This window comes from Cupriavidus sp. H19C3 (assembly GCF_049393815.1).
GTDB lineage: Bacteria > Pseudomonadota > Gammaproteobacteria > Burkholderiales > Burkholderiaceae > Cupriavidus.
The window spans coordinates 156,060-172,187 of record NZ_CP184988.1; the positions used below are offsets into that span (position 1 = coordinate 156,060).

The 16,128-nt window shown below is 58.8% G+C and carries 15 protein-coding genes; all 15 read left to right on the forward strand.

Going from position 1 to position 16,128, the window contains the following annotated elements; translation table 11 throughout:
• Positions 1-2: 2 nt before the first annotated feature.
• The 15 genes from DFLDMN_RS32940 (at position 3) to DFLDMN_RS33010 (ending at position 15,890) form a co-directional block, all read left to right on the forward strand.
• Positions 3-1,052 (forward strand): CpaF family protein, encoded by a 1,050-nt coding sequence (locus DFLDMN_RS32940; protein WP_011239902.1) that lies wholly within the window; start codon positions 3-5, stop codon positions 1,050-1,052.
• A gap of 19 nt (positions 1,053-1,071) precedes the next feature.
• Positions 1,072-1,419, forward strand: a complete 348-nt coding sequence (locus tag DFLDMN_RS32945; protein ID WP_008649454.1) for a TrbC/VirB2 family protein — start codon at positions 1,072-1,074, stop codon at positions 1,417-1,419.
• 1 nt (position 1,420) lies between these two features.
• Positions 1,421-1,750, forward strand: a complete 330-nt coding sequence (locus DFLDMN_RS32950; RefSeq protein WP_008649455.1) for a conjugal transfer protein — start codon at positions 1,421-1,423, stop codon at positions 1,748-1,750.
• Positions 1,744-4,200: a VirB4 family type IV secretion system protein gene (locus tag DFLDMN_RS32955; RefSeq protein WP_008649457.1), complete on the forward strand. Its 2,457-nt coding sequence runs from the start codon at positions 1,744-1,746 to the stop codon at positions 4,198-4,200. The genes DFLDMN_RS32950 and DFLDMN_RS32955 overlap by 7 nt, the downstream gene beginning before the upstream one ends.
• Before the next feature lie 16 nt (positions 4,201-4,216).
• Entirely contained in the window at positions 4,217-4,975 is a 759-nt protein-coding gene (locus tag DFLDMN_RS32960; protein WP_008649459.1) for a conjugal transfer protein TrbJ, read from the forward strand.
• Between the two features lie 12 nt (positions 4,976-4,987).
• Entirely contained in the window at positions 4,988-6,040 is a 1,053-nt protein-coding gene (locus DFLDMN_RS32965) for a type IV secretion system protein (RefSeq protein ID WP_008649461.1), read from the forward strand.
• Positions 6,040-7,281 (forward strand): TraI domain-containing protein, encoded by a 1,242-nt coding sequence (locus DFLDMN_RS32970; protein WP_008649463.1) that lies wholly within the window; start codon positions 6,040-6,042, stop codon positions 7,279-7,281. The genes DFLDMN_RS32965 and DFLDMN_RS32970 overlap by 1 nt, the downstream gene beginning before the upstream one ends.
• Complete coding sequence (traD, locus tag DFLDMN_RS32975; RefSeq protein ID WP_008649464.1) at positions 7,281-9,146, forward strand: conjugative transfer system coupling protein TraD; 1,866 nt, start codon at positions 7,281-7,283, stop codon at positions 9,144-9,146. The genes DFLDMN_RS32970 and traD overlap by 1 nt, the downstream gene beginning before the upstream one ends.
• Positions 9,147-9,152: 6 nt before the next feature.
• Positions 9,153-9,659: a hypothetical protein gene (locus DFLDMN_RS32980; protein ID WP_008649465.1), complete on the forward strand. Its 507-nt coding sequence runs from the start codon at positions 9,153-9,155 to the stop codon at positions 9,657-9,659.
• Entirely contained in the window at positions 9,634-9,930 is a 297-nt protein-coding gene (locus DFLDMN_RS32985) for a hypothetical protein (protein WP_150982632.1), read from the forward strand. Before DFLDMN_RS32980 ends, DFLDMN_RS32985 begins: the two co-directional genes overlap by 26 nt.
• Positions 9,931-9,933: 3 nt before the next feature.
• A complete protein-coding gene (locus tag DFLDMN_RS32990) occupies positions 9,934-10,551 on the forward strand; it encodes a DUF4400 domain-containing protein (protein ID WP_008649469.1) in 618 nt (205 codons plus the stop codon).
• 55 nt (positions 10,552-10,606) lie between these two features.
• Positions 10,607-11,440 carry a hypothetical protein gene (locus DFLDMN_RS32995; protein WP_008649471.1) on the forward strand — a complete coding sequence of 278 codons (834 nt, stop codon included), beginning with the start codon at positions 10,607-10,609 and terminating at the stop codon, positions 11,438-11,440.
• A 278-nt stretch (positions 11,441-11,718) separates the two neighbouring features.
• Entirely contained in the window at positions 11,719-13,458 is a 1,740-nt protein-coding gene (locus DFLDMN_RS33000) for an ATP-dependent helicase (protein ID WP_008649473.1), read from the forward strand.
• A gap of 246 nt (positions 13,459-13,704) precedes the next feature.
• Positions 13,705-14,895, forward strand: coding sequence for a ParA family protein (locus DFLDMN_RS33005; RefSeq protein WP_008649475.1), 1,191 nt, complete (start codon positions 13,705-13,707; stop codon positions 14,893-14,895).
• Complete coding sequence (locus DFLDMN_RS33010) at positions 14,892-15,890, forward strand: ParB/RepB/Spo0J family partition protein (RefSeq protein ID WP_008649477.1); 999 nt, start codon at positions 14,892-14,894, stop codon at positions 15,888-15,890. Before DFLDMN_RS33005 ends, DFLDMN_RS33010 begins: the two co-directional genes overlap by 4 nt.
• Positions 15,891-16,128 lie beyond the last annotated feature (238 nt).

Here is a 16,128-nt window from a genome sequence, read left to right on the forward strand (position 1 = left end):
GCATGGAATCCCCAGCGAACAACCACCCTCTTTTGCAGCTCACGCAGCTCGCCGACAGCGCAGTCTCGATGTTCTTCGAGTCGCTGGCGCCACTGCACGATGTCATCCATGCGTCGGACGTCGCGGAAGTCATGATCAACCGCCACGACAGTATCTGGGTGGAGCGACGTGGGGTACTGACCAAGCTCGATATCGTCTTGGACCCAATTAAGGTGGAAGGCGCCGTTCGCTCCCTCGCCTCTTCCGTTGAAAAGTCCGCTGTGCGCGGAACCTCCCAGGGCATCATCAATGCCGGCCACAAAGGTCTGCGGATCGCGGCGGTCATGCAGCCGACCGCGATCGACGGCCACGCACTGAGCATTCGTCGCCACCGCGAAACGAACCTGACGCTGGAGGACTACGCCAAGGCGGGCGCGTTTTCATTGCGCAACGCGACCACGAAGGCTGAGGAGCCGATCTTCCTGGGCAACGAGGAAGACGAGGCGTTGATGCGTGCGCTCGAGCAGTTGATCGTAAGGCGCAAGAACGTCATCGTTGCGGGCGGCACGTCGTCGGGCAAGACCACTTTCCTTAACGCGCTCGCCGGCCGCGTCCCGGCCACCGACCGAGTCCTCACCATCGAGGACACGATGGAACTCAAGCTGACGGTACCGAATCTGGTGCGTCTGCTCTCGAACAAGGACAAGGGCGTCACTACGCAACACCTCGTCGCGCTCGCCTTGCGTTTCCGACCCGATCGCATCTTCGTTGGCGAAGTTCGCTTTGGCGAGGCGTTCGACATGTTGCAGGCGTTCAACACCGGCCACGACGGCGGCATGGCGTCCCTTCACGCCAGCAGCGCTCGCTCGGCCCTATCTCGCCTGGAGAGCATGGCGCTTCTTGGGATTCCCCCCGGCTCGGGATGGAAGCTCGACGACATGAGAAAGCTCATTGCCGATTGCATTCACTACGTGGTGCACATGAAGCGCACCGGTGAAATGCGTCACGTCTCGGAAATCATTGAGATCAAGGGTTTCAGCAACGGCGATTACGACATCAACCGCGTTTTTTAACCAACGGAGTCTTTCCGAAATGACCCTAACCTTCAACCACCGCGTGCGCGCCACCGCACGCAAGTACGCGCCCTCGGCCCTGCTGATGGTCGGCATGATGGCTGTCGCCACGTCGGCGGTTGCCGCTGACGACGCATTCCTGAATAACCTCGGCAACTTCATCTGTGGCATCGCGACGTTCATCAACACGAAGTATCTCTTCGTGGTGGGCCTGATCGTGATCGTCCTGGGCGCCTACGCGTACGCGAACGCGGAGTCGTCCCTCTCCAAATTTATCTCCGGCGCCTGCGTCGGCGTGGGTCTAGCGGCCGCTGCCCCTTCCATCCTGAAGTCGCTAGGCCTGATCGCCTCCTGTGTCGGTTTCTGACATGCGCAAGCACCACGTAAGCATCGGCCTGTCCATGCCGCGCCTGATCGCTGGCGCAGTACGAAGTCTGGCTATCGCCAATGGGACGATTGTCGCGCTCCTGATCTACGTCACATATCGGAGCGGCTGGCAAATCCCGCTGGCAGTTTTCGTCTATGGCCTGTGCAGCCACGCACTGCTGGCGTGGCTGACGAGTCGTGATCCGTGGTGGAACCAGATCCTGAACGTCTACAACCAGTACGGAGACCTGTACGAGTCGCTGCCATGGCACGGCAAGTCTCACGCGGTGTTCCGCCGCCCCTATGGCTTTGACAGCGACCTGCCATGCTGAAGCTGAAACGACGGCCGCTGGCGGAAATCGCGCCGTGGCTCACCTCGATTACTCCCGAGCTCATCCTGAACAAGGACGGATCACTGCTCGCTAACTACGAATTCCGTGGTGTGGATGCCGATAGCGCGGACGCGAGCGACATCACCTCCGCGCGAGACCAGCTCGACCAAGCGTGCCGCTCCTTTGACAACCGCATCACAGCTTGGTGGCGCCTGACGCACCGACGTACCAAGGGATACGTCGACGGCGAGTTCAGCAACGGAACGGATGCACGTCTCGACGCGCTCAACCGCGCCCACATGACCACGGGCAGGTATTACCGCAATGCGCATTCGCTGAGCATCGCCTATACCCCCGAGACGGGCGTGGCCAAGTTCTTCGAGAAGATTGGGCATCACATGACCGTGGGCGGTAAGCCGATTTTCGCCGCCCTGCTCGAAGCGACCAAGGATACGGTCCTTGCCCGCAGCGCGTTCGCCTTCGACATGGAGAAAATCCGCTCCGACACGCGGCGCTTCGAAGCCATGCTGGACGCATTTACCGGTGGGATTCCGCGCATCAAGCCAACGCGCCTTGCGATGCAGGACAGCTACGCCGCGCTCCACCAGGTCGCCAACCCCAGTGTGCCGAAGCGTCGCATCCGTTTCCCGGTAACGATGCTCGACACCCATCTGAGTGAGTCGGAAATTACGGTTGGCTCCGAGCGCCTTCTGTTCGAATCCGCACATGGCAAACGCTATGCCGCTATCGTTGCCGTCAAGGAATGGATGAGCTTCCAGGAAGCGGCGCTCGACACTCTGCTGCAAGTCGACGCCGAGCTGGATATCTGCATCATGTACCGCTTTCTGGACACCGCCCGGGCAACGGCCTATATCGAGAAGGTGCGCCGCTTCTACAAGATGGCGGCGGTCAACCTCCGTTCGATGGTCCAGCAATATATGTCGAAGGAGGAGAACGAGAATGACGAGGGGCGGGAGGAACTCGCCAAGGAAGCGGGCAAGGCACTAAAGCGACTGACCGCTGAAGGCGTACAGCACGGATTCGCCAACATCTCCATAGTCGTCTACGCCGACACCGAGGCGGAATGCGAGGATGCCGTCAGCGAGGTGGTAGGAACACTGACGAACGCTGGCTTTGGCGCGATTCGGGAGAAGACCAATCTGATGGCGGCGTGGAACAGCACGCTGCCCGGCCGCTGGGACCGCCAGCGACGCTTGCAGTTTGTCGAGACACCCGCGGTTTCCGACATTGCTCCTGTACGGTCGGTGCTCGAGGGTCCGACGCGCAACGACTGGCTGTCGGAGAAGACAGGCACGGAAGTGCCGCCACTCACCTGCCTGCCCACCCGTCATCGGACTGGCCAGCGCGTCGATATGCATCAACCAGGCGGCAATGGACACCTGTTTGTAATCGGGCCCATCGGCGCGGGGAAGTCAGTTTTCCTCAACTTCCTAGTGTCGCAGGCGGATCGGCACAAGGCGCGTCGCATCCGTTTCGACAAAGACCGCTCCACGCGTATCCCCACGCTGCTGAGCGGGGGGGCATTCATCGACGTAACCGGCAAGTTCCAGGCGAGCACACCGGTCAATCCGCTGTCTCTGCTCGCCGACCCGGGCAGCTTTACCTACGTCACCGAATGGCTAACGCTGGCCCTCGAAGACGACGATTTCTCCCTTTCTCCGCAACAGAGTCAGGACATGTTCGAGGCAGTGAAGCTGCTCGCGAGCTATCCCCGCGAGCGGTGGACCCTCAGTGCCCTCTCCACGATGCTCCATGCCGATCTGCGCGAGCGGCTTCAGATCTGGCTGGTGGGCGGGCAGTACGGCCACTTCTTTGATCACGTCGAGGATGCGTTCGCAGTGAGCGACAACCTCTGCATCGAGTGCGGCGAACTGTTCCAGAAGTTTCCTCGGGCGGCAGCTCTCTTCACCGACTATGCGTTCTACCGGATTAGCCAGTCGATGGACGGCATCCGCTACACCGTCATCGAAGTGGAGGAATGCGGCTTCTTCTTTCAGAACGAGCGCTTCTATAAGCGTTTCGAAGACTGGATCACCACCATCCGGAAGCTCAACGGAGCCATCTGGGCGGCGACGCAGTCCCTGCGGCAAATCGCGCGTGTGGCGAATTTTGAAATCCTCAAGGAAAACATCGCCAACTGGATCTATCTGCCGAACAGCCAGGCAAAGACGAGCACGGACCTTTACGGAGACATGTTTGGCCTGACCAAAGACCAGATCCAGATGATCTCCGATGCGGTACCGAACCGTGACTACCTCTGGATCACCAACGTCCAGACCCGCATGCTCCAGACCGCTTTCAACGACGAGATGGTGGCGATGCTGCGCTCGGACGGTGTGGCGCAATCCATCTGCGACACCCATTACGCGTCGGGCGAGCCCGACTGGCAAGACCGCTACGTGCGCGAAATGCTCGCGCGCGCAGCCTAAACAGGGAGATATAAGAGTGAAGAAGTGGATCGCCAACCTTGCCGTCGCCGCGTCCGTGCTCGGCGCCGCCCCCGCTCACGCCGCCCTACCCGTCACCGACTGGGTGGGTCTGGTGCAAACCACGATCTCGGCGTTGCAGTCCATCAAGTCCGAGGTGTACGAGAACACCAACATCGTCTACCAGTACCAGATGATGGCGAATCAGTTGCTGCAAGCTACAGGTCTGGATGCAGAGGCCATCACCGAGCAGTTCAACAGCATCAAAGACGAGATCGGAAAGTACGAGGTGTACGGCACCACGCTCAAGGACCTCTATGGCACCGTCTCCGACAACGCCGACTATCTGAAGAAGATTCAGAGCATGGTCGTCTCGTCCGGCAAGACGAAGGAACAGTGGTTCGAAGATCAGCGCTCCCTCCTGACCAACGGCGACAAAACTGCCAAGGCGCTCTTCAGCCTGGGCGAGCAGATCTTCAAGAACACACAATCGGTCGCCAAGCGCCGCCAGAAGATCCAGTCGCAAATCAAGCTTTCGGCAACCGCGCAAGCTGCCGCGCAAACCACGAACCAGATGCTCGACGTATTGGCGAGCCAGAACTCCGATTTGCTACAGCTCATGAGTGTGCGTGCCCAGGCCGACGCCGATCGGGACCAACAGACCGTTGCCAAGGAGACCCAGAGCGCAGAAGCGATGCGATCACTGGCAGCCGCTCAAGATGAAGAGCTCAAGAACCTCCGGGCCCGCGTCTTCTCCCGCAAGCTGCAGTCCAACTGACCGTCACACACTATGCAGATCGCCCGCTTCATCGTCTTGCTTCTGACGGCCCTTCTATTGCATTCGCCGCCGGCTTTCGCACAAGCGTCCGCCCCTGAAGCGGGCACCGACACCGCACAGCAAACTGCCCCGAACAAGGGTGGCAAGCCCGGGCTATTCGCGCAGCCGGGATCGATTGGTGAATCGCTCAAGAGCTGGCTCAGCCAGTTCGAATCGTTCCGTACCGGTCTGATCGGGGGCGCCACCACATTGAGCAAGACCCTCACTCCGGACGCGGACAAGATCGCCTTCGGGCTTGCCGTCATTTCGCTGACGTTGGCTGGAATTCGTTTCGCCGCGGCGTCGCAACCTGTCGCGGCCTGGACCGAGGTCTTCGAGACGCTCCTTATGCTTGGCATCTTCGCGTCCCTCTACACCGGATATGACAAGTTCGGGCCTGGCATTTACGAATACTTCCAGCATCTCGCCGACAAAATCGCAGGCACACAAGCGATGTCACCTGCGATGACGCTCGCTTCCGTCGGCGCCGGATTCATTGATTCCTATATTGAGTCTATGAAGGCGGCAAGCGGTATCTCAGACGTCTTGATGATAGCGTTTGCTGGAATGCTGTTGCTGGCTGCGTTCGTTTTTTGCGCCCTCGCAGCTCTTCTCTACACGTTTTTCATATCCCTGGGCGAGATTGCGGCAGCCATCGGAATTGTAATTGGACCTATCGCAGTCGCCCTCGGATTCTCCGACTATAGCCGTCGCTACTTCTCTTCGTGGCTGGACTATATGATCGGCGCATCGATGTATTCGGTCGTTGCCGCTGTGATGGCTCGCCTCGTCTCGAGTGCACTGGTGTCCACGCTTATCGATCAGAAGAGCGCCGGCACAGCGACGCTGGCTGGTGCCGTGTATGCCATGAGCATTGCGCTGTTCATGATTCTTGTCGCCTTCGAGCTTCCTAAAATCGCCGGTGCGATCTTCGGCTCCGGTGGTGGCATCAGCGGCGGTGGGGCCATGCGGGTTGGCCTCAAGGCCGCCGGCGGCATCGGCAAGTTCCTTGCGAAGTTGAAATAATGAGTACGCACACCCATTCCTCGATGCCGGCAGCAGCGCTTTTGTCAGCTCACGAGAGCCGGATCGCGTTGATTCGGCAGTATGCAAACGAGGTGTCCGGCGACTTGTTCGCCGTAAAGTGGCTGAGCATTCTGACGCGGTGCGCGGACTGGTTTTCCAGTATGCCCCTGCGCTTCGCTGAACATGCGGAACCGGGCGGTGCATTCCGCGCTACGGTCGAAGCGGCGTACTTTGCGATGCGCCTGTCCGGCGCGCAGAAGTTCGGTGCAGACCAGCCGTCTGAGCGCCGGCGCATGCTCGAGCCTCAGTATCTCTACGCCCTTTTCCTTGCAGCGTGCTGCTCGCGGCTCGACGAGCCGTGCCGTCACTTTCAGTTCTATCGCGACAGCGATGGTGCAGAGTGGATCCCCGCTGCCCACGGCGCCTTCGGTCCCTGGGTCGGCACAAGCAATTACCGTGTCACGAGACGCGAGGCTATCCAGCCCATTGAGCGTATGCGCACCGCACTTCTCGCGCGCGAGATTCTTGGTAGCGAACGATTAAGTGCCTTCGACAGCCAGGTGCTCACCGAGCTTTTCGGTGCGATCAATCCGGATCCTCGACCGACCGGACTCGAAACGCTGCTGCATAAGGTTGTACGGCAATCCATCGACACACTGACCCAGTTCGAGATCAAGGCCAGAAAAGCAGAATTCCCCCCGGACTCGACGCCCGTTCCGACAGCCGAGAGGCTGGAGAAGGCTGTCAATCCGTCCTTGGCTCAGGCTGACGCACCGGTGCCGGCGCCGCCGCCGGCCACTTCCACGCAGCACGCCGACGGAAAGGGTAACGTCTCGCCAGCGGAATCCGCGGGCCTTGGTTCGCAGGCTCAGGTCGAATCGCCGGATGCCACGGCCTCGGATGCCTCGGCGGCGCGAAATGTGGTTCAGCTCGACGGAGCGCGTTCGTTGCGCAAGGAGTTATCCGCCGACGATCCCTTCAAGGCTTTGGCCGGCAGCTCTAACTTGATGCGGGAGTTCTTCAAGGCGCTGGCCCAGGACGTTGCCAGCGGCAAAGCCAAGGTCGCGCGGATCGACGGCAAAGTCTCGATTAGCAAGCGCTCGCTCGGCAACTTTGGCCTGGCGTCCGACACCCTTGTCGAGCATCTGCGAAAGGGCAAGCACCTATACAAGGTCGATGGCCAGAATATTCTGTTGGTCGACGAAGTAGGACGTCTCATCGCGCCGGAGACTGCATCATGATGAATCACTACATCAACCATTTCCGGCCCATTTACGAATTTCGCGCGGCCGTTGGCTGGACCGTCGCAGCTTTGTTGATTCTGTTGAGCGGCATGCCGCACGCTGGCTATTTCGCGCTCTTGTGCCTATGTGCCCTACTGCTACGGTCCGCGCAGGTTTGGCGCGCCCTCAGATTCCGACTCGCCATTTCCACCAAGTGGCTTACCGTGGTCAAGATCGATGATCTTCTCGATGCCAGCCGCGGTCTCCGCTCGAAGGACAAAGACGTGGACGCCATGTACCTCGGCACCGGCTACGAATGGACCCAGAAGCACTGTCAACTTGCGCACGATATTCTGCGCATGCCGTCCACCGATATTCCCGGCTTGCCAAAATGGTTGCCGAACGAAACGGTACGTGCCATCGAAAAGGCCTTTGCTCCCGCCAACAGCATTGCGGACCATTCGCCTCAAGGCAAACCTTGGATTGCGGGTCTGGAGACCAAGAAGCAGCCAGTGCCGTTTCACTACAAGGCGATGGGCGGCCACACGTCCATCAGCGGCACCACCGGTGCGGGCAAGACGCGCACATTCGAACTGATTTCCACGCAGGTTATTCATAACCCTAATGACGTTTTGATCGTGATCGATCCGAAGAACGACGTCGAGTGGGTCGCAAGATGCCGGCGAGAATGCGAGCGTACGGGTCGGAAGTTTCTGTATTGGAAGCAGGCGGCGCCGTCCCAATCCATCCGTTTGAATCCACTGGAAAACTGGTCGCAACCGTCGGAGATACCCACGCGCGTCGCCCAGCTCATGGAGGAAGGCCCGTTCCGGCAGTTTGCGTTCCTGTTCATCGATCGTTCTGTCAAAGGCGAGCTCTACGTCGGCGACAAGCCCAACCTGCGCTCCATCCTCCAATACGCACAGAACGGTATCAACAACCTGCTCGAGCGTGCGCTTCAGCGCTTTTTCCCCGAAGCCGGCATGACGGACTGGGAAGACGAGGTCGCCGGATACATGCAGCAAGTCGGTCAGAAAGGTGGCGGTACCCGTCTGGACGCTATGGTTCGACTGTATATCGACCGCTTCTCGAATCTGGGCAAGGGCCACGAGTCGATCGACGGTCTCATCTCGACGTTTCAACACGATCGAGACCACTACGGCCGTATCATCGCCTCTGCCCTGCCCCTCCTGCAGATGCTGGCCACCGGCGAGACCGGCCTCATGCTAGCGCCCAAAGCGGATGACTTCGAGGACGATAGAGAAATCTGGGATATCGACAAGGTCATCAAACAGAAGGCCGTGCTCTACGTCGGTGCGGACTCCCTGTCGAACTCCATGGTCGCGCAAGCGGTGATGTCCATGCTGCTCGCGGACATCGCTTCGGTCGCTGGCGCGATCTACAACTTCTACGCGAAGCCTCCCGAGATCGTCCTTCAAGTTGACGAAACGGCTGAGGCCATCAACGAGCAGTTGCTCCAGCTTCTCAACAAGGGGCGTGGTGCAGGCTTCAAGGCGTTCGTTGCTTACCAGACGCGTTCCGATTTCACGGCAAAACTTGGAAACGTGGCCAAAATGCAGCAGGTTTTGGGCAATCTGAACAACCAGATCGTTCTACGCTTGGAAGACATCGACACCGCGCAGTGGTTCGCCGAGAAGGCCGGGACGACGGCTATCCGCAACCTGGTGATCTCCAGCAGCACGAGTACCGGCACGGAAGCGCACGTAGGTGAATTTAGTGGCTCCGTTTCGCGATCCGCACAGCTTGAAAAGGTACCCCTGATTCCGCATGACCTGGTCATGCAACTGCCGAACCTCCAGTACTTCCTACGGATATCCGGCGGCGCCGTCTACCAAGGTCGTATTCCAATTATTCAGGACTAACCATCCATGCGCAGCAGCCTGTTCCGCGAAGTTATCAAGCAACACAATTTGTCGGCGAAGCTCTCCCCGGTGTTCACCCTCTCTCCGGACCTCGATGAGATCTGTGCCCGCGTGGTCGACTACATCGGCACGAACTACCGTGTGCGGGAAGAGCCTTTGATCAAAGAAATGCTGACGGACGGCATCGCAGCATGGCGCGCCGCGCGCAAGCATGGTGATCCGTCTGTCGCGTTCATGAAGGGCCTCTTCTCGCGCGCGCATGACCTGTACAACAAGCGCTATGCCGCATTCAAGGGCGAAAAGTACAACGTCTGGTACCCGTTCCACGAATCGATCCCGGCATTCGAGCAACGGCAGCTGGCGGGCTACGTCTGCCAAGTCGTTGACGAGCCGGTCCCCGGCGAGGTTTCCCAGCGCTGTGCTGCGTTTCAACTCGCGGCCCGGGTGCTGACCGGATACGCCTTCTCCCGTTACTTCGAGAGCTACGATGTCGCTGGCAACTTTGCACACTGACGCCCGCTGGGTCGGGCAGCGGCTTCGCCGTATTCCGGCTATGGTGGCCGCACGCATCTGTAACGTCGACCCGGCCCTGGCGCTGGCCATGCAAGATTGGTTGGTCTCGCATGCTTACCCGGACGAGACGCCGCCTGAGGCGTTCACAGCCACCAAGGCCGCACCTTGCTTCGCGCTTGTGAACATCTCTCTCGCCAAGCCGGGTGTGTTCTGGGCCGCGCTTGTTGCGATCCCCAGCTTCCCCGTCCTGCTGCTACTGCGGTGGATCTGAACCATGGCAAGTAGCCGATTCGCATCCCACGTCCGTCTTTGGCTGATTATTTCGCCACTCATGATCTGCACGCTGGCGCCATTCATTCAGGACCAGACAGCGTTCGAAATCAGTCGTTCCGAAAGGGCGTCTGTGGAAGGGGTCCTTGGGACGGAGAAGGCCGATATCGCGGTGGCATCGGCAAACGCTCGCTTTCGCGAGTGGTTCATCGACTCTGGGGCGGTGAAAGCATCCTTCGCCGGTTCCGATGCCCCAACTGCTTTCTCGGACGGGGGCGCGTCAACGTTCGGCCGCGGCTGGATGCAGCACTTCTGGCTGACCATCTATCGGGCGCTATACCGTTCCGCGGTTGCCCACCACTGGCTCTTGGGCGCGACAGTGTTGATTCTGGCGATTTTCAATGACGGATCGGTATCGCGAAAGATCCACGCTGCAAGCGCGGGATTCGCCAATCCCGTGTCATTCCATGTCGCAGCCCACGGCCTGATGCTTTGCTTCGGGATTGGAGCCTCCGCTTTGCTTCTCCCGATTTCCCTGCTCGCCAATTGGTGGACCTATGTGGTGTGCCTGGTGGGCCTGCTTTGCTGGCGCCTCGCGGCGTCGTTCCATGTCGGCAAATAGTCCGGCCACTCAATTACGACGAGGCCATGTGGATGGCCTTCCAAACGGAGAAATCATGACCACGACCGACCTGATCCCCGCCGATGAGAGCAGCCTTGACGCTTCGGTAGCGGCTTCCCCTACCCCGAGCACGCTCGGAACCATCGACAGCACCGGGGACGTCGAGCACGAGCTCAACGAGATGGACGCGTCCGCCGATGCGCTGCGCAATGAGGGGCTGCTCTCGCCGGCCGATCATGAGCAACGCAAGGCTGAGGTCGAGCGAACCCGGAAGCTCTTTCGCGAACTTCAGCCGGAACAGCGCCAGGCAATCATCCGCCGGCGTCGCGAGCTGGGCCTGCAGATCCTGGACCGCGAACTCGCGGGCGCTGCCGTCGTGTCTGTCGCCCTGAAGCTGAATCACACGCGCCTGCGACCCCTGTTCGAACAATGGTGGCCCTACATGAACAGGATGTCGCTGAATCTCCAGCGCTTCGGCCAGAGCACCTTCACGCGAACGGAGTTGTCCACACTGGAGACGTTCCTGGAACGCGAACTGTCGAAGCTCGAGGACTATGTGGACGAGCAGGTGCGAGTGGCCAGCGCATACCGAGAGCAACGCGAAACCGAGATGCGGGGGGCCGGGGATATCGTATTTGTACCTACGATCCAGCGCCCGTCGGTCTCCCTTGAGGTCCAGGCGTACTCCCGGTTCGCGGTGCGGGCGTTGCAGGTGCTGATCAAATTCGACCAGACGATGGACCAGTTCGACTTCATGGTGTGGAACGGCATCCGCGACCAGAGCGACGTCAATGAAGAGGTGTCGCGGTTCTTGCGTAAGTTCCAGCCTTTGGGCCTGCGCAGCTACACGACGCACCTGAAGCTCATGACAACCGTGCGCGGCATCTAGTGCTTCCGGCGCGACTATGGTCGCACCAAGTCCGTCGCCATCCGACATGGTTGGACGTGGTGCCATTAGGTGCCAGATGACGGATCGGAGTTACCCACAGCGTAAGTCGGACATTGTGTCAGCACGTGCCACCAATTGGGGCTAAGTCTTACATGGTGCCTGTTTGCATAACGGCACAAGTCAAGCAACAGGCAGTTGGTGGCACTTCCTCTTCGTTGCTGGCACCAAGTCCGACCAAGTCGGTCAATGACCATCCCAGGCATTCGCCACACCGAGTTATGTCTCTCGCAGAAGTTCTCGAAAAGCTGAATCCGTCCCAGCGGGAAGTCGTTGACTGCCGCGACCATTGCGTGGCCGTCGCTGTGCCTGGTGCAGGGAAGACAGCGACGATTGCCGCCAAAGCCGCGTTGCTTCTGAGCAACCCAGCCCTTACCGTAGGTGCGGTCACTTTTAGCAAGGATGCTGCGATTGAGCTTCGCGATCGGATTCTCAAATTGGCGGGTCCTACGGCAAAAAAGCGGCTGGTCGCAGGCACCTTTCACTCACTCGCATACAAGCAATTGGGCAAGAATGGAGGCAAGTTGAACGACATCGTCACCGACGGTGTCCGCGCAGCGATCGTTGGCCAGATCCTTCAGGAGCGCGGCATCGATTGGAAGGTGGAGGATGCGCTGGCCTCCATAGAACGTTCGAAGCATCATTTGGACGATCCGAAGCCCGGTACTGTAGACGCACAGATCTTCGAGGCATACCAAGCCGCTTTGTCACGAAACGGGAAGATCGACTTTCAGGACATGCTGCGCATGGCGGTGGCCGGCATGCTAACGGGTGGCATCCGGCCCTACTCCGTTCACCACCTGCTGGTCGACGAATATCAAGATTGCGATAGCCTGCAATCGCGGTGGACTTCATTGCATGCGGCGGCCGGCTCTGTTGTGTGTGTCGTCGGGGACGATGATCAAACCATCTTTGGCTTTCGTGACGCCCTCGGCTATCAGGGCATGGAGGCGTTCATCAAGGAGTTTGATGCTCGCGCTATCGTGCTCGGCAAGAACTATCGCTCTCATTCCGAGATTCTGAGTGCCGCTGACAAAATTATCCGTAACAACGCGCAGCGGATTTCGAAGGACCTGTTGGCACATCGGGGCTCCGGCGGCTCAGTCGAATTCAAGAGATTCGACGACGAGTACAAGGAAGCGGTTGCCGTAGTTGAAACGCTGGCGCCGGCGATTCGTGCTGGGAAGACCGCCGCGGTGCTCGCTCGGACTAATCGCATTCTTGATCCCATAGAGGCGGTGTGTAGATCCCATGGAGTGAAGTACTACCGTGCCGCCGGCAAATCGATCCTCGATCGTCCCGAGGCAGCACTGATGGGAGATATGTTGGAGCTTATACAGCGAGCAAAGTTGACTGGTGTCGATGCTCTACTTGGATACTCTGGCATCGGAACCCTTGAGCTTCAACAGCTTCACGCCCAGGAAGCCGCCGAGGGTGAGTTGATCTCTGCCCCGCGCAAAAAGGACCTGGTCGAATCGGGAATATCAGAGGAGACGGCCGAGAAGTACAGGGATTTCTTGAAACGACTCGCCGAATGGCGTGCCCTATACGATCGCGAATTCCATGCGCTGACGTTGGATGGGGTCCGCGAATGGATGCTCAAGTATGTGACTGAGGACGCCGGCAAGCGTGCCATCAACACCTGCTACGACGTCCTCAGCCAGCTCAACGGACCATTCGTGGCCCGCCTTGAGTATCTTCGACGGAGAAACAACGAACCCGCCGCCGACGCCCTCGTGCTAACCACCATGCACGCCTCAAAAGGACGGGAGTGGGACAGCGTAGCCATAGTCCGAGCCGAAGAGACAATCGTTCCCGACAGCGAAAGCCCAGAAAGCGAAGAAAGGCGCCTCTTCTACGTCGCCGTCACGCGCGCCAGGGATTGCCTGTTTATCTCAACGGCGAAGAAGAACCCGACCTCGCGCTTCGTCCTTGAGGCTGGCCTAAGCCTTACTTCCTGAGGCGCGCATTCTTTGTGCGTTATATGGCACTTTCGTAGAATTCCTCGCCTTTTACTTTAACAACGACCCGTAAGTACCGGGGGAACAGCTCGATCTCTCGGGTACAACAGGCACAAAGTTAACTTGCGTATACGTCTAAGGGCCGCTAACCTTCACGGCAACGCAACCGCGGACGTCATTTTTGCCGAAAACGGTTGCACGATCCACCGGCGGTTCCGGTGAACAGCTTAAAGGTTTTTGAACCGAATGGATATCAAGCTAGCCCACCCCAGCAAGACGACGCCTGAGGATTTGAAGCAGTTGGCAAATCTCTCCGCGGTGATGCTGCAGAAAATTCGGGATGAGATGCTGGAGCCATTTCCTCGGAAGGAAGCCCCGCTGATCCCGTCTGGCCGCCTACAAGAATTGTGTGGCATCGACAAAACGCGGATGAACCGGTCCCTCAAAAAGGGGGATCTCCCTCAGGGCCAGCAATCGCGACCCGGTGCAGTGCGCTATTTCAGCCTCAGCGAGGCAATGCAATGGATCCGAGCGGAACTTAAGCCTGTCCCGCGAAGGGGACCAGGTAAAGTCATTGCAGTTGCGAACTTCAAGGGCGGTGTCACGAAGACCACTATGTCCACCCTCCTCTGCCAGGGCTTGAGTCTGCGGCGAGGTCGGAAGGTGTGCCACGTTGATCTGGATCCGCAGGGAAGCGCAACCACGCTGTATGGCATCAATCCACATGCCGAGGTGTCGTCCGAAAACACCATTATGCCGCTCATCGAGGCGTATTTGGCGGGCGAGTCCTTCGATATGCGAGGGCTTCCTCAGGAGACTTACTGGCCTAACCTGGATTTGATTCCTTCGTCTACTGAGCTTTTCAACGCGGAGTTTATGCTTCCGGCTCGGGCGACGGCAGAGGAAGGCCATATTCCGTTCGAGCGCGTGTTAAGTAACGGCCTCGATTCGTTGAAAGACGAATATGACTACATCATCCTCGACACGGCTCCTACCCTCAGCTACCTGACCATCAACGCGATTTTCGCTGCCGATGGCGTCATCGTACCGGTGGTCCCGGACACCTTGGCTTTCGCGTCTATGGTCCAGTTCTGGCAACTCTTCTCGGACCTAGTAACAGGCATGGAAGAGCAGAGCGAGGGATCTAAAAAGGAGTTCGACTTTCTCGATGTTCTCATGACACGCATGGAGAAAAAGAACGCTCCTCGCCTGGTGGCAGACTGGATTCGCGGCGTCTATGGGTCGCGCGTGCTGCCGATTGAGATCCCTGAGACGGACCTCGCCCGTAACAGCAGCATTCAATTTCGCACGGTCTATGACCTCTCCTCTAGCGAGGCGAACACCGAGACGATGCGACGCATTCGCCAACCCTGCGATGAGTTTGTCGACTATGTGGACGACAAGGTCAGCGCGCTTTGGCAAGGAATTGAAGAATGAGTTTGAGAGAAAAGCTTGCCGCAAAGGCTGGGAACATCAAGGTCACGGCGGAAGACTTGGAGAAAGCCGCTGCGCGCGGTCCGCAAGCGCCGCGAACTGCGCCCGGTCAGTTAATGCATATGCAAGGGAAGGTTGAGCGACAGGCTAACGAGATCGCGCAACTAAGAGCAGAACTTGAGTCGGCCCGCGTCAGCGGCGGCGCAGTGGATGTGCCTATCGACCAACTGCATGAGGTCCCAGGCCGCAGACGCTTCATGCCTCCCGAGAAGTATGTCGAATTGAGGGAAAACCTCAGGCACAACAAGCTCGTTCATCCTGTGATTGTATGCCCTCGGCCTGCGGGAGGCTTCGAGATTGTCTCCGGGCATCACCGGACAGACGCGTACCGCGAGCTTGGGCGCGATCACATACGCTGCGTGCTCGGCGAACTTAGTTCAGACGAGGCTGACACGGGCGCGTTCTACGCGAACCTTATGCAGTCAGATTTAACGGATTTCGAGAAGTTTCGGAAGTTCGACGAACTGCTGCTTCGCAGCCCAGACAAGACTCAAGCCGCAATAGCTGAACAGGCTGGTGTACCTGTCTCGACTCTCTCAGAGATTTTGTCGTTCCGGAACTTGCCTCCCGAGGTCCTAAGCCTTCTCGATAGCCGCCCAGACCTGCTCGGGTCGAATGCTGGCGCCGAGTTGGCAAGGGCGACCAAAGACGGTCGCGGGGATCGGGTCGTCGAAGCGGTTAAGTTGTTGGCCGAGAAGAAGATCGATCAACAGCAGGCCGTACGGATGACTAAGGCCGAGCAGGTTAAGACCAGGCCTGCCGCATCTACCGGCTTCAAAATCAAGGCGGGAAAGGCGACTTGGTGCGATGTTCGTATCGCAAAGAAAGTCATGCGCATTGAGTTCCGCAGCGAGGAAGAAGCGGAAGCGGCCCAATCGGCCATTCGCGAACATCTGGAAGGGTTAGCTAAAGCTGCGTCGGAAGACGCAAAAAGCTAAGTGCTTGTTTTTTAAGGACTTCGTACTACGAATCGAGGTTTTAAGCCATGTCTAGACTGTAATCCTACAAAAACAAAAGCCCACGGCGGCAACCGTGGGCTTTTGAGAACTTCAAGCTGACCAGTTTCCCGGCCGCTACACACCGAAGCCACTCGACATGGATTCGTTAGTCGGAGTGTAGCGGAACGCGAACCTGAGTCAAGCGACTTCAACCATTTTTTACGAATGGGAAGGTCAT